This window comes from Capnocytophaga sp. HP1101, assembly GCF_054772415.1.
Genome location: NZ_BPUU01000008.1, coordinates 83,039 through 107,488, shown reverse-complemented (window position 1 = coordinate 107,488; position 24,450 = coordinate 83,039). Strand labels below are relative to the sequence as shown.

General features: G+C 40.2%; 19 protein-coding genes. 16 read left to right on the top strand and 3 right to left on the bottom strand.

Annotated features, from left to right (window positions below; genetic code table 11):
* Positions 1–63: 63 nt before the first annotated feature.
* Positions 64–468 carry a tRNA (adenosine(37)-N6)-threonylcarbamoyltransferase complex ATPase subunit type 1 TsaE gene (gene tsaE / locus RCZ04_RS05985; RefSeq protein ID WP_460485067.1) on the bottom strand — a complete coding sequence of 135 codons (405 nt, stop codon included), beginning with the start codon at positions 466–468 and terminating at the stop codon, positions 64–66.
* A 507-nt stretch (positions 469–975) separates the two neighbouring features.
* Here tsaE and RCZ04_RS05980 point away from each other — a divergent pair.
* The 4 genes from RCZ04_RS05980 to RCZ04_RS05965 all read left to right on the top strand — a co-directional run bounded on the left by RCZ04_RS05980 (position 976) and on the right by RCZ04_RS05965 (position 5,424).
* Positions 976–2,301, top strand: coding sequence for an anaerobic C4-dicarboxylate transporter family protein (locus RCZ04_RS05980; protein WP_460485066.1), 1,326 nt, complete (start codon positions 976–978; stop codon positions 2,299–2,301).
* A 63-nt stretch (positions 2,302–2,364) separates the two neighbouring features.
* The gene (ansB, locus tag RCZ04_RS05975; RefSeq protein WP_460485065.1) at positions 2,365–3,423 is read left to right on the top strand and encodes an asparaginase; all 1,059 of its coding nucleotides are present in this window, start codon (positions 2,365–2,367) and stop codon (positions 3,421–3,423) included.
* Between the two features lie 71 nt (positions 3,424–3,494).
* Positions 3,495–4,706: an OprO/OprP family phosphate-selective porin gene (locus RCZ04_RS05970; RefSeq protein WP_460485063.1), complete on the top strand. Its 1,212-nt coding sequence runs from the start codon at positions 3,495–3,497 to the stop codon at positions 4,704–4,706.
* A gap of 88 nt (positions 4,707–4,794) precedes the next feature.
* Entirely contained in the window at positions 4,795–5,424 is a 630-nt protein-coding gene (locus RCZ04_RS05965; RefSeq protein WP_460485061.1) for a DUF417 family protein, read from the top strand.
* Positions 5,425–5,536: 112 nt separating this feature from the next.
* Here RCZ04_RS05965 and RCZ04_RS05960 read toward each other — a convergent pair whose 3' ends face one another.
* Together RCZ04_RS05960 and RCZ04_RS05955 are read right to left on the bottom strand one after the other, a co-directional pair.
* Entirely contained in the window at positions 5,537–6,055 is a 519-nt protein-coding gene (locus RCZ04_RS05960; protein ID WP_460485060.1) for a KdsC family phosphatase, read from the bottom strand.
* Complete coding sequence (locus RCZ04_RS05955) at positions 6,036–6,806, bottom strand: Rossmann-like and DUF2520 domain-containing protein (protein ID WP_460485059.1); 771 nt, start codon at positions 6,804–6,806, stop codon at positions 6,036–6,038. Before RCZ04_RS05955 ends, RCZ04_RS05960 begins: the two co-directional genes overlap by 20 nt.
* 853 nt (positions 6,807–7,659) lie before the next feature.
* On the opposite strand from RCZ04_RS05955, the gene RCZ04_RS05950 reads away from it, so the two are divergent.
* From RCZ04_RS05950 to RCZ04_RS05895, 12 genes are all read left to right on the top strand, one after another.
* A complete protein-coding gene (locus tag RCZ04_RS05950; protein WP_460485057.1) occupies positions 7,660–8,262 on the top strand; it encodes an LUD domain-containing protein in 603 nt (200 codons plus the stop codon).
* A gap of 6 nt (positions 8,263–8,268) precedes the next feature.
* Complete coding sequence (locus tag RCZ04_RS05945) at positions 8,269–9,111, top strand: phosphatidate cytidylyltransferase (protein ID WP_460485056.1); 843 nt, start codon at positions 8,269–8,271, stop codon at positions 9,109–9,111.
* The gene (gene dapF / locus RCZ04_RS05940) at positions 9,111–9,914 is read left to right on the top strand and encodes a diaminopimelate epimerase (protein ID WP_460485055.1); all 804 of its coding nucleotides are present in this window, start codon (positions 9,111–9,113) and stop codon (positions 9,912–9,914) included. Before RCZ04_RS05945 ends, dapF begins: the two co-directional genes overlap by 1 nt.
* Before the next feature lie 87 nt (positions 9,915–10,001).
* Complete coding sequence (locus tag RCZ04_RS05935) at positions 10,002–10,499, top strand: GNAT family N-acetyltransferase (RefSeq protein WP_460485054.1); 498 nt, start codon at positions 10,002–10,004, stop codon at positions 10,497–10,499.
* Between the two features lie 14 nt (positions 10,500–10,513).
* Positions 10,514–11,332 carry a ZIP family metal transporter gene (locus tag RCZ04_RS05930; RefSeq protein WP_460485053.1) on the top strand — a complete coding sequence of 273 codons (819 nt, stop codon included), beginning with the start codon at positions 10,514–10,516 and terminating at the stop codon, positions 11,330–11,332.
* Between the two features lie 103 nt (positions 11,333–11,435).
* On the top strand, positions 11,436–12,710 hold the full coding sequence (gene glyA / locus RCZ04_RS05925; RefSeq protein ID WP_460485052.1) for a serine hydroxymethyltransferase: 1,275 nt from the start codon (positions 11,436–11,438) through the stop codon (positions 12,708–12,710).
* A gap of 211 nt (positions 12,711–12,921) precedes the next feature.
* Positions 12,922–19,230, top strand: a complete 6,309-nt coding sequence (locus RCZ04_RS05920) for a T9SS type B sorting domain-containing protein (RefSeq protein ID WP_460485051.1) — start codon at positions 12,922–12,924, stop codon at positions 19,228–19,230.
* Between the two features lie 462 nt (positions 19,231–19,692).
* Positions 19,693–20,502, top strand: coding sequence for a twin-arginine translocase subunit TatC (gene tatC / locus RCZ04_RS05915; protein WP_460485050.1), 810 nt, complete (start codon positions 19,693–19,695; stop codon positions 20,500–20,502).
* Positions 20,503–20,511: 9 nt separating this feature from the next.
* Positions 20,512–21,165 carry a hypothetical protein gene (locus RCZ04_RS05910; RefSeq protein ID WP_460485049.1) on the top strand — a complete coding sequence of 218 codons (654 nt, stop codon included), beginning with the start codon at positions 20,512–20,514 and terminating at the stop codon, positions 21,163–21,165.
* A 106-nt stretch (positions 21,166–21,271) separates the two neighbouring features.
* Positions 21,272–22,027: an LPS export ABC transporter ATP-binding protein gene (gene lptB, locus RCZ04_RS05905; protein WP_460485048.1), complete on the top strand. Its 756-nt coding sequence runs from the start codon at positions 21,272–21,274 to the stop codon at positions 22,025–22,027.
* Positions 22,027–23,250 (top strand): peptidase T, encoded by a 1,224-nt coding sequence (pepT, locus tag RCZ04_RS05900; protein WP_460485047.1) that lies wholly within the window; start codon positions 22,027–22,029, stop codon positions 23,248–23,250. The genes lptB and pepT overlap by 1 nt, the downstream gene beginning before the upstream one ends.
* A gap of 6 nt (positions 23,251–23,256) precedes the next feature.
* Complete coding sequence (locus RCZ04_RS05895) at positions 23,257–24,450, top strand: pyridoxal phosphate-dependent aminotransferase (protein ID WP_460485045.1); 1,194 nt, start codon at positions 23,257–23,259, stop codon at positions 24,448–24,450.

Below are 24,450 nucleotides of genomic sequence, written 5' to 3'. Positions count from 1 at the left end.
ATTACCAATGACAAGCATCGCAAACTTTACCAAAGTTTCAAATTTTGGCAAAGTTAAATATCCTTATCTAACAATCACTTTTCTTGTATTTTTATCTATTTGAATGATTTCTACTACGCTATATTCATCAGGCAAGTATTTTTCCACCCTTTCCGCCCATTCTATAAAGCACCAATCGCCCGAATAGAGGTATTCTTCAAAACCAATCTCAAAAGCCTCTTCTTCTTTCTTGATACGGTAAAAATCAAAGTGATAAATACGGCAATCCGTTCCCTCATACGGATTTACGAGACTAAAAGTAGGGCTACTCACATTATCGGCACTGCCTAAAGCACGCACCAAAGCCTTGATGAGTGTTGTTTTGCCATATCCCATTCCCCCTCTGAAAATCACTACTTTCCAGTGCAATTGAGGGATAATTTTCTCAGCTATCGCATCGATATCCGCTAAAGTATAGGTAAATTCCATAAAGTTATCTTCTTTTTGAGGGCAAAGGTAGTAAATAAATGCGAATTACCTCCCTTGAATATTGAAAATTCTTCTTAAAGTTATATGCCAAAATCTTAAAAAATCAAAAATGAGCAACTAACTGAATTATTGTAATTAACCTTATTTTAATCATTGTATATCAATTACTTATATACCATTTGTATAACAATCGTCCAACATTCGTATAAGCTTCCTATAAGCTTTGTATAAGCTACCTATAACTATAGTAAGGTTCTATTTATTTTAAAAAATATTTCTTTTTTCTTTTTTCTTTTCTAAAACTTTCGTACCTTTGACCCGTAATTATTAATAACTAATTTTCAATCAAGAGTTGAAAAATAAATAGTCTCTGATTTACAGCATCATTGTTGCTTTTGCGTCACATCTCCCCCTCTTTGAGGGGGTAGGGGGAAGGTTTATAATCAGCAAGTTAATTCAACCCTTGATTTGTATTACTAATTCTCAATTGTTAATTATTCATTGAATATGATTTATATAGAACTCTTAATTGTGCTTCTCGCAATCTTTGTAGGAGCTAGGGTAGGAGGTATCGGGCTCGGTATCTTCGGTATGATAGGCTTGGGTATCTTGGTCTTTGTTTTTGGGCTCAAACCGGGTAACCCACCTATTGATGTAATGCTCATCATTGTAGCGGTCATTACAGCCGCAGCTACACTGCAAGCCGCAGGAGGCTTAGACTATTTGGTGAAAGTAGCCGAGAAAATCCTGCGCAAAAATCCCGCTATGATTACCTTCTTAGCGCCTGTAGTATGCTACTTCTTTACTTTGTTTTCAGGTACAGGACACATTGCCTATTCGCTTTTGCCCATCATTTCTGAAATTGCCACCGATAGCAAGGTGCGCCCTGAGCGCCCCCTTTCTATATCGGTAATCGCTTCGCAACAGGCTATTACTGCCAGCCCTATTTCGGCAGCAACCGCCGCTTTACTCTCAGCTGAGCTCTTAGGCAGTAAAGGTATTACGCTGGGCAATATCCTAATGGTGTGTATCCCCGCTACCCTTATAGGAGTAATTGTAGGGGCAATAGCCGTAAGCTTTATGGGTGTCCCTCTCGAAAAAGACCCTGAGTACCAACGCCGCCTGCGCGAAGGGCTCTTAGAAAAAGAAAGCCATACCGCTTCTCAAATGACGGGCAAGGACCTGCAAAGAGCTAAAATCTCAGTAATTATTTTCCTTATAGGAGTCCTTTCTATCGTACTTTTTGGTTCTATTGATAGCCTCCGCCCTTCTTTTGATGTAGGAGGTCAAAAAGTGCAAATGGGAATGCCCCAACTCATCGAAATTATAATGATGTCTATCGCTGGTTTGATGATTATCTTTGCCCAAGTAGACATCAACAAAGCAGTAAAAGGATCGGTATTTATTGCAGGTATGCAAGCCGTGATAGCTATCTTTGGGATTGCTTGGATGGGTGATACTTTTTTCAATGGCAATATTGAGTTCTTTAAAATACACATCGAACAAATAGTCACCCAATATCCTTTCCTCTTTGCGGTAGCACTTTTTGTGATGTCTGTTCTTTTGTTTAGTCAAGCCGCAACAGTACGCACTCTTTACCCATTAGGCATTGCCTTAGGCATTCACCCAATGGCAATGATAGCAATGTTCCCCGCAGTAAATGGCTATTTCTTTATTCCTAACTATCCAACGGTAGTCGCCGCTATCAATTTCGATAGAACAGGTACCACCCGCATCGGCAAATACGTGCTGAATCACTCCTTTCAAATACCCGGTTTTGTCGCAACAATTGTCGCCATAGCCGTAGGATATATAATCATAATGTTTATGTAACAATACTAATTTCTAACTCCTAATTTCTAATTCCTAAACAGAAACTAATAACTAAAATTATATATGATAACATTGATGAAAAAAATTGCCCTTACATTACTGATGTTAGTGTCTGTGGCAGTCTTTGCGCAACAAAAGCCAAAGATTCGTATTTTAGCAACTGGTGGTACTATCGCTGGTGTAAGTAAATCGAATACTGAAACCAACTACAAAGCAGGTGAACTCGGTATTTACCAACTCTTGGAGGCAGTGCCCGAAGTGAAGAATGTAGCCAATATAAGTGGTGAGCAAATTGTGAAAATCGGTTCACAAGATATGAATGATGAAGTGTGGCTTACCCTTGCCAAACGTATCAACCAGCTCTTAAACAAAGAAGGTTATGATGGTGTGGTAATTACCCACGGTACTGATACAATGGAGGAGACTGCCTATTTCCTTAATCTTACCGTACACAGCAAAAAACCTGTGGTAATGGTAGGAGCAATGCGCCCTGCTACCGGTATGAGTGCCGATGGTCCTCTAAACCTCTATAACGCAGTAGTAACTGCAGCCGATAAAAATGCTATGGGGCGTGGGGTAATGGTCTGTATGAACGATATCGTGCTCGATGCCAAAGATGTGATTAAAACCAATACCACCGCTGTTGAAACTTTCCAAGGAGCTAACTATGGCAAATTAGCTTACATTCACAATGGTAAGGTGTTCTTTAATCGTACCCCCGAAAACAAACATACTTATCAATCAGTGTTTAACGTTGATAATTTGAAACAATTGCCTAAGGTAGGTATTGTATACAGTTATTCTAACGTATCCGAGTTACCAATGAAAGCCTTTATGGACGCTAAATTCGATGGTATTGTACACGCAGGGGTAGGTAATGGTAATATGTATCACACTATCTTTGATTTAGCACAGAAAGCCAGAGAACAAGGTATATTGTTCGTGCGTTCTTCACGTGTGCCTACAGGCGCTACTACGCTTGACGCCGAAGTAGATGATGCTAAATATCAGTTTGTGGCTTCTCAAACCCTCAATCCTCAAAAAGCCCGCGTACTACTGATGTTAGCACTCACTAAAACCAAAGATTGGAAACAAATCCAAAAATATTTTAATGAATATTAGAAATCAGGAGTTAGGAAATAGAAAATAGCTATTTTCTAACTCCTAACTTTTATTTCCTAAAAAGTAACATTATGAAAAGAATATTATTATTGGCAATAAGCCTTCTGGTAGGAGGCGTTGCCACAGCACAAGAAGATTTGCAAGCACAAATCGACCAACTAGGAGCAGAGCTCGGTAGACTAAAAGAAGCAGATGCTTCGGCTTTGCAAATGCAAGCACAACAAATGGGTGTAGAAAATCCCGTAGATAAGAAGTTTAATATGTACTTCAACTTTCAATCAAGCTTTGATGTAGAAAAGGTAAAAGACCAAGATATGACCGCTCAATTCAAAGCACGCCAATTGCGATTGGAAGTGCGCGGTGATATTACAGACCGTATCTTTTACCGTTTCCGTCATCGTTTGAACAAATCAAATGCGGCGACCTCTTTGGATAACCTCGCAAAAGCTACCGATATGCTCTATGCTGGTTTCCGTCTCAACGACCAATGGGCACTTACCGCAGGAAAGATGTGCCAAGCGTGGGGGGGTTATGAGTTCGACCTAAACCCAATGAACATCTATGAATACTCTGATTTCATTGAGAATATGGATAACTTTATGTTAGGAGCAATGATAACCTATGCACCTAATGAAAACCACGAATTCAATTTGCAGATTACTGATGTAAGGAATGATAGTTTTGCTACTCTATATGCAGGAAGTGGTTTTGAAGCGAGTAAATCTCCATTAACTTATATTTTCAATTGGAATGGTAGTTTCTTTGACAATAAGTTACAGACACGTTGGGGAGCAGGTATTCAGCAAGAAGCAAAAAACATTGCTAATTCAATGGTGATGTTGGGTACTAAACTCAATTTACCTAAATTCCAATTGTTTTTTGATTATATGATGGCTTATGAAAACTTAGACCGCTTAGGATATGCGGCTGTTTACACCACGACTGCTGTAACAGTTCCAGCTTATTTAGAAGATACTTCTTATAATTCTTTTGTAGTAAAAGCAGAATTTCAACCCATACCCCAGCTCAATATCTTTGCTAAAGGAATGTATGAAATGGCAGATGTTGAGAATAGTAGCCTTCCTTCAGGTTGCTATGATAATAATTACCGTTCACTTGGTTATTTTGCGGGTGTAGAGTATATGCCTTTTGAAAAGCAAGACTTACGATTCTTTTTGGCTTATGTAGGTCGCTCTTATAAGTATGACCAACAGGTGGCTGGAATTAAAGATGATACCAATCGGGTGAGTGTTGGGTTGATGTATCGTATTAAGGCGTTTTAATAAAAAATAGGTATTATTTGTTTGAGGTAAAGAATAATATTGTATTTTTGCGCCTTGAATTTAAATACAAACTAAAATTAAAATCACTATGCAAAAATTATTATCATTTTTAGCCGATAGCGAACGTTGCTTTGTAAACTTTATCAGGGTAGCTATCTTTATTGTAATGGCTTGGATTGGTGGACTTAAAGTGTGCCAATACGAAGCTGACGGAATTGTTCCGTTTGTGACCAACAGTCCGTTTATGAGCTTTTTTTACCACAATTCTGGTAAAACAGCCATTGATGAAAACGGGGTAACAGGCGAAGCAAACAAGGGTAAAGAAGTAGCCCAATACAAGCTACACAAAAATCCTGAAGGGAAGATGGTAAAAGCCAATATTGAATGGCATAAAGAGAACGGTACTTACGTGTTCTCATATGGCTTAGGGGCTTTTATTTGTTTGATAGGACTTCTCACCTTATTGGGTATTTGGTCACCTAAAATAGGGGTGATAGGAGGTTTACTCACTTTTGGAATGAGCATCGTTACGCTTTCATTCTTGATTACCACTCCTGAGGTGTACGTGCCTAACTTAGGAGGAGATATGCCTACGCCTGCTTATGGATTCCCTTATTTATCGGGGGCGGGACGTTTGGTATTGAAGGATATCATTATGTCGGCAGGAGGATTGATAGCTGCTTCAGAGGCAGCCCGCCGATTGCTAAAAAGAAATTAAGTTTGAATTATTAGGCATTAATTATTTATAACACATTAATCATTTAATCAAGAAGGGCTGTCCGCCGTGAGGTAGACAGCCCTTTGTGTATTGTGTAATAGGTGCAGAGCGATTATTTATCTTCAAAAGTCCAATCGCCACGTATTTTAAGTACTTGCTCTATAATATCGCGCACAGCCCCTTGTCCGCCTTCAAGATGCGAAATATAATGGGCTACGGCTTTTACTTCGGGCACGGCATCTAAAGGGCAAATAGCCAATCCTGCTCGTTTCATTGGGGGAATATCGGGGATATCGTCACCCATATAAAGGATTTCTTTTGTTTTAAGATTATTGTCTTTTTGGTATTTCAGAAAGGTTTCGAGCTTCTGATGGCGGAGCATAAAGATATCTTTTACGCCGAGGTTTTCAAAGCGTTTTTGTACGCCTACGTTACCCCCTCCTGTAATGATACATATGGTGTAGCCTTTGGCGATAGCTGTCTTTAGCGCAAATCCGTCCTTCATATTCATACTGCGCAATAGATCGCCATCGTTATCTACAAATACTTGTGTATTGGTAAAAACGCCATCGACATCAAAGATGAAGGTTGTAATGTTTTTCAAATGTTCTTTATAATTCTTTCTTTCCATAGGTGTTTATTATTGATTTTGTGATTATATCATATATTTCTCGTTCATAACCTGCAAGCAAAGCCAAATGGTTAGCAATAGTTTGAGTATCGCCGCGCCGTGCGGGTCCTGTTTGTGCTTCGAGGGCGGGCATTGTTTGGAGTTTTTCGAAAGTGTTTTTTAGTAAAGGCTCTAATATCTCGAACGGAACGGCGTGTGCCTCGCATATTCTTTGACTGATAGCTACCAAATGATTGGTGAAATTATTAACGAAAACAGCCGATAGGTGCAATACACTGCGTTGGTAACTGCTGAGCTGATATACTTTTGTAGACAGTTTTTCGGCTAATGGGCGCAAGATATTACTGATGTCGCTGGTGTGCTCTGCTTCTAAACAAAACGGAATGTTTGAAAAATTGACTTGGGTGCTTTTTGAAAAGGATTGCAAGGGGTAGAACACGCCACGTCGGTTTTTGGGTGATAGCACTTCCATAGGGCTATTGCCTGAGGTGTGCACTACTAATTGTCCTTCAAAAGGCAGGGAAGCTGAAACTTCAGCAATAGCTTCGTCTTTTACAGCTATTATACACACATCGGCGGGGTGCAGGGCAGTGAGAGCGTGAGTTTTTTCTACTTGAAAATCATTAAACTCAGGGCTAAACTCGCTACGGTTATACAACTGCTGAAGGTGCACCTCGGGGAGCTGATAGAGCGCTTTGGTGAGGTGATAAGCTACATTGCCACCGCCTATGATACTAATGTTGATAGCCATATTAACTGCGAAAAAAATGTTAAAATTTGCTTTTTACTGAATATTATTCAAAAAAAGGACAAGGTTCTGTTTTTTGCCTCAAAAATACAAAAGGTTGATAATCAATGAGTATTTTTAGTTCCGATGGTTTACTTTACCTCTACTTTACTCGAACCTAAGACGAAGGTAAGGCGAAGGTAAGACGAACCTAAGACGAAGGAAAGAGGGTATTAAGCTGAATATCAACCGGAAAAAAGCTGTTTTTTGGTTACTGAATAAAAAATGTTAAAATTGTGTTTTTAACAGAAAAAACGCAAAAACTGTAATATCGTATTTTTATCTGTGTTAAATTTTGGATATAGTCGTGTTGAACTCCCCCTATTCACATACTCTGCTCTCGCAGACTACCTCCAAAGGGGGAATGTGGTGACGGTCATTATTATAGGAACTTTTTCTTTTTACTTGCTATAATTGTGTTGAACCTCCCCCTATTCACATACTATAATTGTGTTGAACCTTCCCCTATTCACATACTATAATTATGTTGAACCTCCCCCTAACCCCCTCCAAAGGGGGAATGTAGTGATGGTCATTATTACAGAAACCTATCGCGGACAACCTCCAAAGGAGGAATGTGGTGACGGTCATTAAATATTCAATTAGGGCACAAAGGTAGGAAAATAATAGCAAATGACAAATTTTCAAGAAAAAGTATATAGATTCATTTATTTTGTATATATTTGCAAAAAAATAGGGCTCATTGTATTATCTGCTGGGCGGATATGAATGGTGTAAGATACTTCTTTTGTTGATTATCAGCGGAAAAGAAGTTTAAGTATTAGTTAGATTGCCAATTGTAAAAAACGGATTGTCAATGAATTTATTTAGAAGATTATTTAAAGGAAAAGATATAAAGAGTGAAGATGAGGTGCGCAAATTAAATGAACAGCTACCTGCTGATGAGCAGTTTGCGATGAACTTCACTAAAAATGGCGGAAAGTTTATCTATTGCACTACTGAAATACAGGTGCAAGAGGTTTTTCGGCATATACTGAAAGAATTAGGGGTGTATGTGAAGATGAGTAGCAATGCCTCTCACACTATTAAAACGATGTTTGAGGAACACACGCCGCTGTTTACCTCGGATATTGAGACTTCGAACGTGTATTTGACGGATTGTGAGTATCTCATTACTACTTTAGGGGGGATTATGCTCTCTTCGCATCAGTTGAGGCATAAGAATATCAATGAGTTACCTGAAATATTCATTGTTTTTGCCAAAACGAGTCAGATGGTAAAGGATATTCCTGAAGGGATGAGGGGCATAAAGAACAAATATCCGCAACAATTTCCTACGGGGCTCATCACATTACAGAGTTTTACTGATGACCCTGAGAAGAATAGTATCAATCATTACGGTACGAGTTCTAAACGGACGTACTTGATACTGTTAGAAGATTTACCTATTGATAAATAACGATTTATGAACGAACTCTTCAAAAGAACCATTACAGGGTTTATTTATGTTTTTTTATTGCTATCGGCTATAATGCTTAACGCCGATGCTTTTGACTTCTTATTCTTATCCTTTGGCATTATCTGCTTATTTGAGTTTAAAAGGCTCATTAGGCTGAAGGAATTGCATATATTTTTACTGTTTTTGTTGGTTTGGTGGCTTTTTATTCACTTAAAAACGTATCCTTTTTCGGTTTACATACTACTTTTGGCTACTTTGCTTACCAATATATACCTAACGATGATGCTTTTCAATGAGAAAACACCTATCCGCAAGCAAAGTAACAACACTAAACTGCTCATTAGCTTGCTTTATATAGGGGGTGGGTGTATATTCGTGCCTTTGATTTACAAGTATGAGAACAACCCGAACCCTAATTATTTTTATCAGAATATATTTACGAACGAGTCGCAAATCACGATGATAGGGCTTTTGTGTATTATATGGGCGAGCGATAGTTTTGCGTACCTCACGGGGAAAGCCTTTGGCAAGCATAAGCTCTTTGAGCGCATTTCGCCTAAGAAAACGATAGAGGGCTTTGTGGGTGGACTTATAGGGGCGATGCTTATTGCTACGGCTATTTCGTATTACAGTGGTCGCCCGCTATGGCAGTGGCTTATTTTGGCAGTGATTTTGGTAGTTACTGGTGCAGTAGGCGACTTGGTAGAGTCCAGTTTTAAACGCGTTGCTAAAGTGAAGGACAGTGGGACGATACTGCCGGGACACGGGGGGTTGCTCGACCGTTTGGATAGTCTTGTTTTTGCCTCGCCTTTTGCTTATTTAACACTTTTGATTTTTGACCTTTTTTAATGATTAAATTCTACAAATATCAAGGAACGGGGAATGACTTTGTGATGATAGACAATCGCAAAGGGGAATTCCCAAAAGATAACCAAACGCTTGTGGCTGATTTATGTCATAGGCGTTTTGGCATTGGTGCTGACGGACTTATATTACTTGAGAACGACCCAAAGTACGATTTCCGTATGGTGTACTACAATTCTGACGGTCGTGAGAGTACGATGTGTGGCAATGGCGGACGATGTGTGGTGGCTTTTGCGAAACAATTGAAAGTGATAAAGAAAGAGGCTCTTTTTATAGCTGTAGACGGAGAGCACCGCGCTACTATTGATGGTGATAACTATGTGCGCCTACAAATGAAAAATGTAGAGGAAGTGGAAGAACACGATGGTTATGTGTTCTTAAATACGGGCTCACCTCACCACGTGCAATGGGTAGACGATGTGGAAGATGTAGACGTGAAAACCGAAGGGGCTGCCATACGCTATGGGGAACTGTATGCTGAGAAAGGTGGTAGTAATGTGAACTTTGTGAGCAGAAGTGATAACGGTTTTAAGGTGCGCACTTATGAACGCGGGGTAGAAGATGAGACTTACTCTTGTGGTACTGGAGTGACTGCCGTAGCGATTGCCCTTTATCACATAGGGGAAACTGATAAACAGCAGATAACTTTGCACACTCGTGGAGGTGACTTGCAAGTGTATTTTGATAGGGTAGGAGAGGGGTACGAAAATATATACCTAAGCGGGAGTGCTCAATTTGTGTTTGAAGGTGTGAGCCACACAAGCAGTGCGAGCCACACAGGCAGTTAGTTAACAATAATCGACTTTGCGAAAGTTTGAAACTTTGGCAAAGTGTAGGACACAAAATAGAGGAGTTAAGAGGTAAAAGATAAAAGAATGATAAAGTTAAGAGCGTTAGAGCCTGAGGATATAGATTTCTTGTATCAGTTAGAAAACGAAGAGGCGTTGTGGCAAGTGAGTGAAACCCAGTTGCCTTTCGCTAAGCATTTGCTACAAGACTATATAGAGCACGCCAAGCAGGACATTTACGAAGCTAAGCAATACCGCTATGTGATAGCACTTGAAGAAGGAACGCCTGTGGGGTGTGTGGATTTGTACGATTTTGCCCCGAAGCACCGCAGAGCATCGGTAGGGATTGCGCTTTTGCCTGCTTATCAAAGGAAAGGTTATGCTAAAGAAGCCTTACAGCAGTTGATAGCTTACGCACAGAAATACTTAGACCTACATCAGCTTATTGCTTATATTCCTACGGATAATGCCGTGAGTATACGTCTTTTTGAAGGAGTAGGTTTTAAGCGTTCAGGAGTGCAAAAAGACTGGTTGTATCAACAAGGAAGCTATAAAGATGTGCTATTATACCAAAATATTTTTTAAATAAGTTATAGAAAATGATACAAGAAATTATCACTTATTTGGAGAGTATTAACCCTATACTTGCTGCCTTATACGCTACTGTCTTCACGTGGAGTGTAACAGCCTTAGGGGCTGCGGTAGTATTCTTTTTTAAGAAGGAAAACAAGACCGTGTTAGACGGTATGTTAGGCTTTACCGGAGGGGTGATGTTGGCAGCCAGCGTGTGGAGTTTGATAATCCCTTCGATTAATATGACAGAAGGAGAAGGCTTTATAAAAGTTATGCCTGCTACGGTAGGGATATTTATGGGAGCACTTTTTCTTTATGTATTAGATAGGCTATTGCCACACTTTCACGCCAATTTTAAACAAACGGAGGGTATTAAAACCCATTGGCAAAAAACTACGTTGCTTATTTTGGCTATCACCTTGCACAATATTCCCGAAGGATTAGCAGTAGGGGTGCTCTTTGGAGGAGTAGCAGCAGGTATTCCAGAAGCCACTATTGCGGGAGCTGTAACTCTTGCTATAGGAATTGGGCTACAGAACTTTCCTGAAGGAATAGCCGTAGCAATGCCCCTCAGACGTATGGGTGTGAGTAGAAGAAAGAGCTTTTTTTACGGGCAGCTTTCGGCTATAGTAGAACCCATAGCGGGCGTATTAGGAGCTTTTGCAGTGCTCTTTTTTACCCCAATATTGCCTTATGCCCTTGCTTTTGCGGCGGGAGCTATGATTTATGTGGTGATAGAAGAAGTAATACCCGAAGCCCAACAAAATAAAAACACCGATGTTTCTACCATAGGCTTTTTGGTAGGCTTTGTAGTGATGATGGCAATGGACGTGGTATTGGGCTAACAGAATATTTCTTTACCAATGTTTGCTTGATACTGAAAAAAGGTATATATTTGCCGAGAAATAAAAGCAATGAGATTATCATTAAACATTAAATATTTTTAATATGAAAAGAGACACTGACATTTTTGAACTGATTGAAGACGAAAGAGAGCGCCAAGAGTTGGGTATTGAGCTCATCGCTTCAGAGAATTTTGTGAGCGACCAAGTGCTGGAAGCAGCAGGTTCAGTACTTACCAACAAATACGCTGAAGGCTACCCAGGTAAACGCTACTACGGCGGTTGTGAAGTAATTGATGAAATAGAGCAGATAGCTATTGACCGCGCTAAAGCACTCTTTGGGGCTGAATATGCCAATGTGCAACCGCACAGCGGTTCACAAGCCAATGCAGCAGTATACGCTACTTGTCTTAAACCAGGGGATAAGATTCTCGGCTTCGACCTTTCGCACGGTGGTCACCTTACGCACGGTTCGCCTGTGAACTTTTCAGGTAGATTATATCAACCTGTGTTCTACGGAGTAGAGAAAGAAAGGGGGAGGCTCAATTACGACAATATTCTTGAAATAGCGGAACGCGAACGTCCTAAAATGATAGTAGCAGGCGCTTCAGCCTACTCTCGTGATATAGACTTTAAGTGCTTTAGAGAAATAGCCGATAAGGTAGGGGCTATCCTTTTTGCTGATATTGCACACCCTGCGGGACTCATTGCTAAGGGGCTATTGAACGACCCTATCCCGTATTGCCATATTGTAACTACCACCACTCACAAAACCTTGAGAGGACCTCGTGGCGGACTCATCTTGATGGGGAAAGATTTTGAAAATCCTTTTGGCATAAAAACTCCTAAAGGAGAAGTACGAATGATGTCATCTCTCATTGATAGTGCCGTATTTCCAGGTAATCAAGGAGGTCCGTTAGAACACATTATCGCAGCGAAAGCAGTTGCCTTTGGTGAAGCACTCTCTGACGATTTTCTTTATTACGCTATACAAGTGCAAAAGAATGCACGCAAATTAGCGTCTGTTCTTTTGGCAAAAGGTTATGATATCATCTCTAAAGGAACGGATAACCACCTAATGCTTATTGATTTGCGCAATAAGAATGTAAGCGGTAAAGAAGCGGAGGAAGCCCTTGGTAAAGCCGATATTACGGTAAACAAAAATATGGTGCCTTTTGATACACGCTCACCATTTGTAACCAGCGGTATCAGGGTAGGGGTATCGGCTATCACTACACGCGGACTCAAAGAAGCTGATATGGAACGCATAGCCGACTTTATAGACCGTGCAATTACCAATCGTGATAATGACGAAGCACTTGAAGAAATAGCAGAAGAAGTAAATTTATTTATGGAAGATAGACCGCTGTTTGCGTATTAGTAGATTAGCCTCCTTTTATAAATGTATAAACATAGGCTCTTACTAAGTTTTTAGGACTTAGTAAGAGCTTTTTTGTTGCAATGGTTCGTAGAAAAAAGTACAATGGTTGAACAGAAAATACGAATATTACTCAATTTAATTGTGGGTGTAAAAATATTTCTCTACTTTTGCACCCCGAAAATCACTAACAAAACACTTATCAAAACTCAAAATGTACAAACATTCAAAACACTTAACTATTAAGTTATCACTATTTATCTTACTGTTTTCATCTGTAAAGGGACAGGCACAAACCTGCGATGAGAACATTTTAAAAGGGCTTGAACAGACCCGTATTTATTACTACAAAGAGGTTACTAAAGGCAGTAATGCTTCTTTCTTCGTCAAAAATCCTCTGAAAGGCACTACTTATTCATTTATCGACAAGGCAACCGGCGTAGCTTATACCAAGCAATACACAGGTGTGCCCGAAGAACTCACTGTTGAAATACCAGTAGGAAAGGTAGATGTAATTCGTGAGTTTTATTTTAAAGCAGAAAACGGAAACTGCACTTTCTACCAGCCTAATATGTTCAGTCAGCGGAGATCTATTCTACCTGACACAAGTAAGAATCCACAACCTAAGATTTCATATAGCGTGGAAGAAGAATGGTGTACTAATGCAGGAGCTATACACCTTGCAATAGTGAACGATAATACTACTGATTATAAGTTCTACGCTAAAAAAGATAATGGTGCTTTTGTAGAATTAAGTCAGCCTGATTATACGAGTCTATCTTCAGGTAGATATACTGTGAAAGCGCAACACCGAGCTACGGGTAAGACTTTGAAAGAAGTTACTGTTAACCTAAAAAGTTTCGTAAAACCAGTGAAGTTTTTGCTAAAAACAGTGCCTGAAGCTTGTTCTGGGAAGCAAGCTATTTACGTAGATATCAATAAAGATGAAAACAATAGGAATGTAACTAACAATCTTCCGTTGTTTTTTACTTTATATGATAGCAACGACGCTGTAGTACGTCCCGCACAATTGTCGCCCGTATTTACCAATCTTGAAGCAGGCATTTACAAAGTGAGAGTAAATGACAACTGCGGTACAGGTACGGGAGGGAATGCGCTTACACAACAGATAAATCTTTTAGCAACCCTTTCTACACTTGATATAGAAAGCATTAATGGCTTTACTGCTAAATCTGGCTGCCCATATATGACCGATTTTAAAGTAAGTTTTATAGCTAAAAACATAGAGAATATACTAAAGGCTGACGTGCTTACTTACCCTATTGAATTTGATTTACAAATACTATCACCCTCTAATAAGGTATATCCTATTCGTATAATACTCAACAACAAACAAGAGTTTACTGAATACTTTTGGGCAAGTGGAGATGTACTGAATCTTATCTCACAGAAAGTAGTACAAAACAGAATCCCTGCTGAAGCAGGCAAGTGGAAAGTTAAAGGGACTTATACCCTTTGTGGACAAGAGCGCACTTTAGCTGAAAAAGAGTCGCTTGTAGTGAGTTCACCTCTTGATTATTTTTATATTACAGAGACTGTCCAGAAAGATGTTGTGGGTTGTAGAAATAAGGCAATGACGCTTAATTTTGCTAATAATGACAATCCAAACGCATTACGCAATTATTATGTGGTATTAGAGGAAGCGCCTGCTGGTTTTGACTATGTAGCCGCAGGTTTCTATAAGGTAAACTCTACTAACCCCAATTTAAAAGACAAATGGGTGAAATTCTTCCCCGATATAAAACAACAAGTGCTCCTCAATCCTGAGTTTATCACTGAAGATTTTAATTATAAGTTTAAACTGGTAGATGATGAGTGTAGTGGACAAACCAAAGATTTATCGCGTCCAGGCTACAAGCTAATGGCTAATTTGGCTGTGGATGCTAAGGCTTATGTGAGTTGTACGGATAACAATGGAACGGTTAATACTAATGGGGCGTGGAAAGATGTAGTGTTTAAGAAAAGAGATTTGAACAGTTCTCTTTCAAAAGTAGAAATACTATCGTATACCAAGAATAGTGCTTTTGCCGATTATAAATCGTTAGTACCGGTTACCTTGCCTTTTACACTTACCGATACCTATAAAACAGGAGCTGAGCAATGGGGAATCAAATTGCCTTCCGGTGATTATAAAGTGCGCTATACCGATGCTTGTGGTCAAACAGCAGAAAGTAAATTAGAAGTAAGAGGTCCAGATAATACCCTTTTGAAATGGGAAGAACAAAACTGTCAAACTACTGTATCAGTTGTTAGAAGTACTACTGCCTATTATGCTCCTCAAGGAATTGCGTATGTTATAGAAATATACAATCCTGAGAAACGAATATGGGAGCCCTTTAAAACATCTGGAAATGTTAAAACAGTTCTTACTTTAGACAATACTAATAAGCAAAAAGTTACTTTTCCTCAAGGAGGTAAGTTTAGGGTGATACGCGCTATTTCACGTGATGGGGGTGCTACTATTGAATGTCCTCAAGTAATAGAAGAACGCGAGATAGCTAAGGGAGAAATGAGACAGCCTAAGATAGCACGATTGGACTGCTCGGCTATTGGTGGAGCTCAGAAGTACCACATTGTAATCACACCACAAGGAGGAACACCTCCGTATAGCTATATGCTCAAATCTAAAGAAGAAACACAAACCATAGGAGGTGTAACAAGTGTGGTAACAACTATTATAGAAAAAACAAATGGCGACAACAATTTCTTTATCAATATAGATGAGAGTAACGCTATGGCTCGCTATAAATTTGTGGTGAAAGACGCTTGTAACGTAGAAAAGAGTATAGATGAAACACTTTCTAATATTCAGCCTTTTAAGATAGAGAAGAATCAGCAGTACTACTGTTTGAACGCTAAAGGGATAGTCTCTCTCCCTAAGATAGAAGGGCTTACGTATGCGTGGTACAGGAAAGACAATCCTGTTACTATATTGAGCACCGACCATCAGTTGGTAATAGACCACCTTACTCAAGATGACTTAGATAAAGAGTTTGCTGTAAAACTCACCCTTACCAATGTAACCGACCCTTTGGTGAAAAATTGCATAGAGAGCAATCTCAATGGTATGAGTAGTATCCGTTTTAACGCTATTCCTACTTTATCACAAACTTATCAAGCACCTACTGCCAAGAATAGCACAGCTTGTATAGTGCCTAATGGTAATGAGACAGAATACAATGTAAATGTGTTGTTTAGCAATCAACCTACTACCCTTGAAACGGGAGTATATACTGAAGTAGTAGACAAAGCAGGGATTATTTCAGTAGCAAAAGATGGTAGCATAAAACTCAGTGGAGATACTATAGGTAAACACACTTTTGTGTATAGTATCATCACCGATTGTGGGGTAGTAACTCAAACAGAAGCAATATTAGATGTAAGAGGCTATAGAAGTTTTGGTGACTTTCAAACCGAAGTATGCGCTCCCACTGTTACTTTTAGTGAATTGCAGAAGTTAGGACAGAAGGCATATCCTGCTTGGTTTATGCTGGCTACTCCTGAACAATATATCTTTGAGTGGTATCTTACTTTAGCTGATGCAAATGCGAGAACTAATAAGATAACTTCTGCTTCTGTATCACTTAATGAAGGAGAAACTAAGCAATATTATGTAAGGATAAGAATTAACGATGAGAAGAGCTGTTTCTTTCCTAATCCTTCTTCATTTAAAGTAACACGCATAGGAAATACAGCTAAACCTAACAAAACAGTTACCTTGTGTGAAGGCACTACAGTGGGAGAACTCAAAGACAGTATCGACAAACCTAATAGAGCTAAAATAGCTATATACAACGGAACTCAAAAACTTACCGATGATTATGTATTGCAAAATGGTATTAATTATACTTACACCTATTTGGTAGGTGTGTGTGAAACAGCCCCTGCTAACATTACACTCACTTTATCGGAACGCACTAAAGCAGCGATTGAGACTTTAGTAACCTGTGAATCTCAGCAAGGCTACCAAGGAGCTTATGCCCCACAAAAAGTAGTAGAAGATGCGATTAAAGCTAAATATGGTGCTACTACTATAGTGAAAATCTATCAAGACAGAGTAAATGGAGCACTTAACAATGGACAAATAGTTTTAGGTTCTGACAATTATACTTATACCATAGAAGCCCCTGGTAAATGTGTTTCTCTTGCATATCCTGTGAAAGTTTATGAAGATATTTCTTTAAAAAACTTTATTGTTACTCAAACTACTCAATCGTTCTGCAGTAATACAACAGTAGCCAACCTTCAACCTCAAGGTACTAATATCGTATGGTACGCTACTGTTACCAGCACTACGCCTTTGGCAAGCACAACACCTTTAGTAGCTGGTACTTACTATGTAGCTCAAAAGAACGGCTCTTGTGAAAGTGTACGCGTAGCGGTGAATGTAGTTTTCAGTAACACTCTAAGTGTTACTGTGCCAAGCACTCTTACGATAGCTTGCAATGAGACAAATGCTAATACGACTGTAACCAATTGGCTCTCACAAGCTACCGTTACCGATACTTGTGGTACCGCTACCCTTACCCACGATTACGCTGTAGTAAAACCTACCGATTGGTGTAATACCCCTAATGGAGGCGTAGTAACGGTTACCTTTGTAGGGAAAGACCCGCTGGGTAATACGGTTACCAAAACAAGTACCATCAAAGTATTAAGTATTGATGCGGTAGATGATACCTACACTTCTACCATTAATGGTGCTACGGGTGCTACCGATGTAATTGATGTGTTGCAAAACGATAGGGTAGGAGGAGTAAGTGCTACTACTGCCAATATAACACTCACAGTAGTAACTCCTGCTACAGGAGGAACTAATGTGCCAACACTTAACACCACTACTGGTAAGATTTCAGTACCTGCTGGCACGAAATCTGGAACTTATACTATTCAGTATAAAATCTGTCATACTGAAAATAACGTAACGGTTTGCGATACGGCGACAGCAACTGTAAAAGTCGGTAGCACACCAATTGTTGCCACTCCTGATACTTACACCATCACCAACGGCAGTAGCACGACAACGACTACCAGTACAGTACTTGATAATGACAAGCTCGGTACTAAGACACCTACTACCACCGATGTAATACTCACCGTAGTAACCACTACCACCGATGTAGTAGGCACTACTCACACGCCTACGCTTGATAACAACGGTAAAGTAGTTGTACCTTCAGGCACTAAATCAGGTACTTATCAGATTATCTATAGTATCTGTGAACGACTCAATCCAGATAATTGTGCGACCACTACCGCTACGGTAAAAGTCGGTAGCACACCAATTGTCGCCACACCTGATACTTATACTATCACCAACGGCAGTAGTACAACAACGACTACCGGTACAGTACTCGACAACGACAAGCTCGGTACTAAAACACCAACCACCACCGATGTAATACTCACCGTAGTAACCACTACCACCGATGTAGTAGGTGCAACGCACACGCCGACGCTTGTTAGTAACGGTAAAGTAGTTGTACCTTCAGGAACTAAATCAGGTACTTATCAGATAGTGTACAGCATCTGTGAGCGATTGAATCCTAACAACTGCGCTACAGCTACGGCTACCGTAAAAGTGTTTGTTCCTGCAGTTGTAACGCCTACAACTATTGAAGCGAATAACGATGGGGTTATAACTATCACACAAACGGTAGGGGGCACAACTACAAGTGTCCTTGCTAACGATAAACTCAACGGGGTACTCAACCCAAGTGTAAGCTCTGTAACCCTTGCTTGGACTACAGCTACCCCAACGGGCTTTACTTTGAATAGCAATGGTACGATAAATGTAGCTCCTAACACAGCAGTGGGAAGCTATACGATTGGCTATACTATTTGTGCAGTTGCAAGTTCAACGGTATGCGACAGTGCTGTGATTACAGTAGTAGTGACTGCAACCACTACCAACACCACTACACCTACAACTCCAGTGTTGCCAATAGCTGTTGATGACCATACCACTACACCTCTCAATACTCCAGTAGTAGTGAACGTACTAAGCAACGATACCCCTAATGGTGCGACTACCCCTAATGTGGTAACCTCTCCTGTAAATGGAACAGTAATAGTGAATCTCGACGGTAGTATAGAATATCGTCCACATACCAATTTTGAAGGTACTGATAGCTTTGTATACCAACTCTGTAATGCTGATGGTTGTGCCACCGCTACGGTTGCTATTGATGTGGTGAGTAAAGTAGTACCTTATAACGCTATTTCGGTGGATGGCAATGGCAAGAATGACCATTTTCATATTGCAGGTATTGAGCACTACCCTAATAATGTAGTACGCATCTACAACCGCTGGGGTGTAAAAGTGTTCGAAACAGAGGGCTACGACAACCTAACTCGTGTATTCAGAGGTATTTCCAACGGACGTGTAACCGTAGAACAAGCTGATAAGCTCCCTCAAGGAACGTATTACTATGTGATAGAGTACTATGATAGTAATAATAACAAAGAGTCTTTGGTAGGCTGGTTATACATTAAGAAATAGCCGTTATATAAATAGAGATAGCTCAAAAAGGCTGTTCAGCATTGTGCTGAACAGCCTTTTTTCTGTAATAAACTCATTAATCTACCAACTCCCCTTCTTTTTATCTTCGTTTTGTTACCGTCAAAACTATATATTTCTCCTTACTCTTAACTCCTCACTCTTAACTGTTTACATAGCCTTTGTATAACAATCGTCCAAGATTCGTATAAGCTTCCTATAAGCTTTGTATAAGCTAACCATATGTATTCTTCAACTAAAAAAGCATCTTTCTTAGCTGTTGATAGTTTCTTTTTGTTTCCTTTAGTAAACTTTTTAATCACTGAAATTTGTCACTTATGTTAAACTCTCACCAAGAAGATTATCCTGTTAAAAAAGTTAATCACTAATAATTGTGATTTATGAATTATTTTTTATCTTTGCACCATTAAATACATTTTTAAGAGTAAATAGAACAGAGTAACGATGGAATCGCCACAAGATGAAATGTCCTTTTTAGACCATTTAGAGGCTTTGCGATGGCACTTGATACGCGCAAGTATAGCCGTTTTGGTAGTAGGCGTGGTGGCTTTTATCTGTAAAGATTTTATCTTTCAAATCATCTTTGCCCCTAAAAATGACGACTTTTTTACTTACCGAATGTTCTGTAAAATAGGTCATTTCTTTGGTTTTGAAAGTGAATTTTGTGCCGAACAACTGCCTTTCACTATCCAAAGCCGCACGATGGCAGGGCAGTTCTCTGCTCACATCTGGACGTCTATTTGGGCTGGAGTTATTATTGCCTTTCCTTATGTGCTTTATGAAGTGTGGAGATTCATCAGTCCTGCGCTGTATGAACACGAACGCAAGCTCGCACGGGGTTTTATCCTCATTGCTTCCCTGCTGTTCTTTATAGGAGTGCTCTTTGGGTATTACCTCATCGCTCCTCTTTCAGTGAATTTCTTGGGTTCCTATTCAGTGAGCCCTGAAGTGAAAAATCAAATAGATATTGATTCTTATATTTCGGTAGTACGCTCATCGGTTATCTCGTGTGGCATTATTTTTGAGCTCCCTATCGTCGTTTATTTCCTTACCAAATTAGGAGTCATTACTCCCGCATTTATGCGCAAATATCGCCGGCACGCCGTTATTGTTGTACTCATAGTGGCAGCAATTATCACTCCACCCGATGTAACAAGCCAAATCATCGTGTCTATCCCGATAATGCTCCTATACGAAATAAGTATCTTTATTTCGGCTTACGTTTTAAAAAAAGAACAAAACAAGGTAATTTAATATTTTTTAATGGATTGTAATACCTACTTACAGCACTTACCCAACGTGAAAACGTTGAAACAGCTTTGCAAAGGTCAAGCTGTCTTAGACTCAATTATTTGTGGTCACGAGTTTGAAGTTTATCACACCTACTACAAAGCCAATGAAGAAGAATACGACGGCTATGAAGCCCAATGGGGGCACGGTTTTGAAGATGAAGACGGCTCTTCGCTGTCGTTTTATTTCATCGATAAAGCTTGCTTGATCGTCCCTTCTTCAAGCGCCGAGGATAGCAAAGGAGGCGATAACCACGACTTTGAGAAACGCATTCCCAAAGTGTTTTTGCCTTACTACCGCAAAAACTTCTCCGAAAGCGATATCCCTTTCGTGATTTATTCCTTAGACGGCGAAACTTGGCAAAGCCTTGAGAACTTCCCGGTGGAAGAACACATCGCTAAATTTGAGTACATCTCTACCGAGCCCGCTAAGTACAAAGAATGGGCAGTGGATTATTTAGGCGACGAAGGTTTCTTACAAGAAGTAATGAGCGAACAAACCATTACCGACCTCTACGAAGGGAAAGTGCTCACCGAACCAATGGTGTACAGCCTTGTAACTGAGGTACACGATTGGGTTGATTTAGAAAATGATCTCAACGAAATGCCTTACCGCTTTTCGTTTTAATAAATAAAAAAGAAACAACTCCTTTACTAAGATTTTCGAGAACTCTAAAAAGGTATGATTTCGGATTGTCCCCCTTTGGAGGGGGAACGGGGGAGGTTTTAATAATATGAAATTAATTGTAAACAACATCATCAAAATATACAAAGGACGCAAAGTTGTAAAAGGCGTTTCGCTTGAGGTAAACCAGGGCGAAATCGTAGGACTTTTAGGTCCTAATGGCGCTGGTAAAACTACTTCCTTTTATATGATCGTAGGACTCATCAAGCCTAATGGTGGTACTATCTTCTTGGATAATACCGAAATTACCAATTACCCTATGTATCGCCGCGCTCAAAGTGGAATTGGGTACTTGGCGCAAGAGGCTTCAGTGTTTAGAAAATTGAGCATTGAGGACAATATCAAAAGTGTGTTGCAACTCACCAAACTCTCCAAAGCTGAACAACAGCGCAAAACTGATGAACTTATTGAGGAATTTGGCTTAGGTCATATCCGCAAAAACCGCGGCGACCTCCTCTCAGGGGGCGAACGTCGTCGTACTGAAATTGCGCGTGCCTTGGCTACCAGTCCGAAATTTATCTTGCTCGACGAACCTTTTGCAGGGGTCGACCCTATTGCCGTGGAAGATATCCAGCGCATTGTAGCCCAACTCAAAAACAAGAATATCGGCATCCTCATCACCGACCACAACGTGCAGGAAACCCTCGCCATTACCGACCGTACCTACTTGATGTTCGAGGGAGGTATCCTCAAATCAGGTGTGCCTGAAGAATTAGCCGCCGATGAAATGGTGCGCAAAGTGTACTTAGGTCGTAACTTTGAGTTGCGTCGTAAGAAAATATTAGAACTAAAAACTATAATATAATGAAAAATTTAGTAGACCGTTTTATTAAGTATATAAAAATCGACTCTCAGTCTGATCCTGAGAGCGCTACTACACCCAGTACTGAAAAACAATGGAATATGGCCAATCTGCTCGTTGAAGAGCTCAAAGCGATTGGCTTACAAGACGTTACTATTGATGAGAACGCCTACGTAATGGCTACCCTACCCTCAAATGTAGATTACCACGTGCCTACCATTGGTTTTATCTCTCACTTCGATACTTCCCCTGATTTCTCTGGTGAAAACGTAAATCCTCAATTTATCGAAAATTACGATGGTGGCGATATTGTCCTCAACAAGGAACAAAACATCGTGCTTTCTCCTTCTTACTTTGAAGACTTGTTACTCTACAAAGGCAATACCATCATCACTACCGATGGTACTACCCTCTTAGGAGCTGACGACAAAGCCGGGATTGCCGAAATCGTAACCGCTATGGAGTACCTCGTGCAATACCCTGAAATCAAACACGGAAAAATACGCGTAGGCTTCACCCCCGATGAAGAAATAGGGCGAGGAGCTCACAAGTTCGATGTGAAAAAATTCGCTGCCGACTGGGCGTATACAATGGACGGCGGACAAATAGGAGAGCTTGAGTACGAAAGTTTTAACGCTGCGGGTGCTAAAATTCACTTCAAAGGCAAAAACGTACACCCTGGTACCGCTAAAAACAAAATGATTAACTCTATGCTCGTGGCTAATCAGTTTATCAATGCTTTACCTGCTGATGAAATTCCAGCACGCACCGAAGGTCGTGAAGGTTTTTACCACATTACCGATATTTCAGGCGATGTTGAAAATACGGTAGTGCAACTCATCATCCGCGACCACGACCGCAACCTCTTCAACAAACGCAAAGCAGAGGTACAACAAATTGTTGACGACCTCAATAAACAAATTCCTGGCGTAGCTGTAGCCGAAATAAAAGACCAATACTACAATATGGGTGAAAAAATAAAACCTGTAATGCACATTGTAGAGGTGGCTGAACGCGCAATGAAGGAATTGGGTATTACTCCTATTACGAAACCTATCCGTGGAGGTACCGATGGTTCTCAGCTTAGCTTTATGGGCTTGCCTTGCCCTAACATTTTCGCTGGCGGACATAATTTTCACGGCAAATACGAGTTTGTGCCTGTTGAAAATCTCGAAAAAGCCACTGAAGTGATTATCCGTATTGCTGAATTAGTAGCTAAAAAATAATTAGAAATGCCTACAATATCTCATAGAGCCCAAATATTGCCTCAGTCGCCTATTCGCAAACTGACGCCTTATGCCGAAAAAGTAGCTAAGGAAGGCAAAACTATTTATCATCTTAATATTGGTCAGCCAGACATTAAAACTCCTGAAATAGCTGTGCAAGCCGTCAAGGATTTCACTCCTACAGTCTTAGAATACACTAAAAGTGAAGGGATTAATTCTCTGCGTGAAAAGGTGGTGAAGTACTACACCAAACACGATATTCAGGTAGATAGTAGTGATATCATCATCACTTGCGGGGGCTCCGAGGCGCTTACTTATGTAATTGCGACTGTAGCCAATGCCGATGATGAAATCATTATCCCTGAGCCTTACTATGCAAATTACATCAGCTTTTCTGAAGCTTTTGACGCCGTGTGTGTGCCTATTACCTCATCTTTTGATGATAACTTTGCCTTGCCTCCTATTGAGGAATTTGAGAAAAAGATTACTCCCAAAACCAAGGCTTTCCTCATTTGTAATCCAGGAAACCCTACCGGTTACTTGTATTCTAAAGAGGAAATCTTGCAACTGGCGGCTATCGCCAAAAAGCACGATTTATTCTTGATTTTTGACGAGGTATACCGCGAATTCGTGTACGATGGCGCAACGCATTATTCTATTATGCAAGTGGAGGGCATTGAGCAAAACGCCATAATGATAGATTCAGTGTCTAAGCGTTTCAGTATGTGTGGAGCGCGTATCGGCTGGGTGGTTTCTAAAAATAAAGAGGTGATGAAGTCTATCTTGAAATTTGCCCAAGCGCGCTTGTCGCCACCTACCTATTCACAAATAGCTGCCGAACGTGCTTTTGACGTACCCGATACGTATTTTACTGAGGTGCTCAATGAATATACTGAGCGCCGCAATGTGCTCATTGGCGAACTGCAAAAGGTAGAAGGTGTACGTGTGTCTATGCCTAAAGGGGCTTTCTATTGTATCGCCGAGCTGCCTGTGGAAAACGCCGAGGATTTCTGTATATGGCTGTTGGACAAATTCTCGTTGAACAATGAAACGGTAATGTTGGCTCCTGCCGAAGGTTTCTATGCCACTGCAGGCTTAGGCCGAAATCAAGTGCGTATTGCTTATGTGCTCGAAAAAGAGAAAATAGAGAGAGCTATTCACATTCTAAGAGAAGCCCTCAAAGCGTACAACAATCGTTAA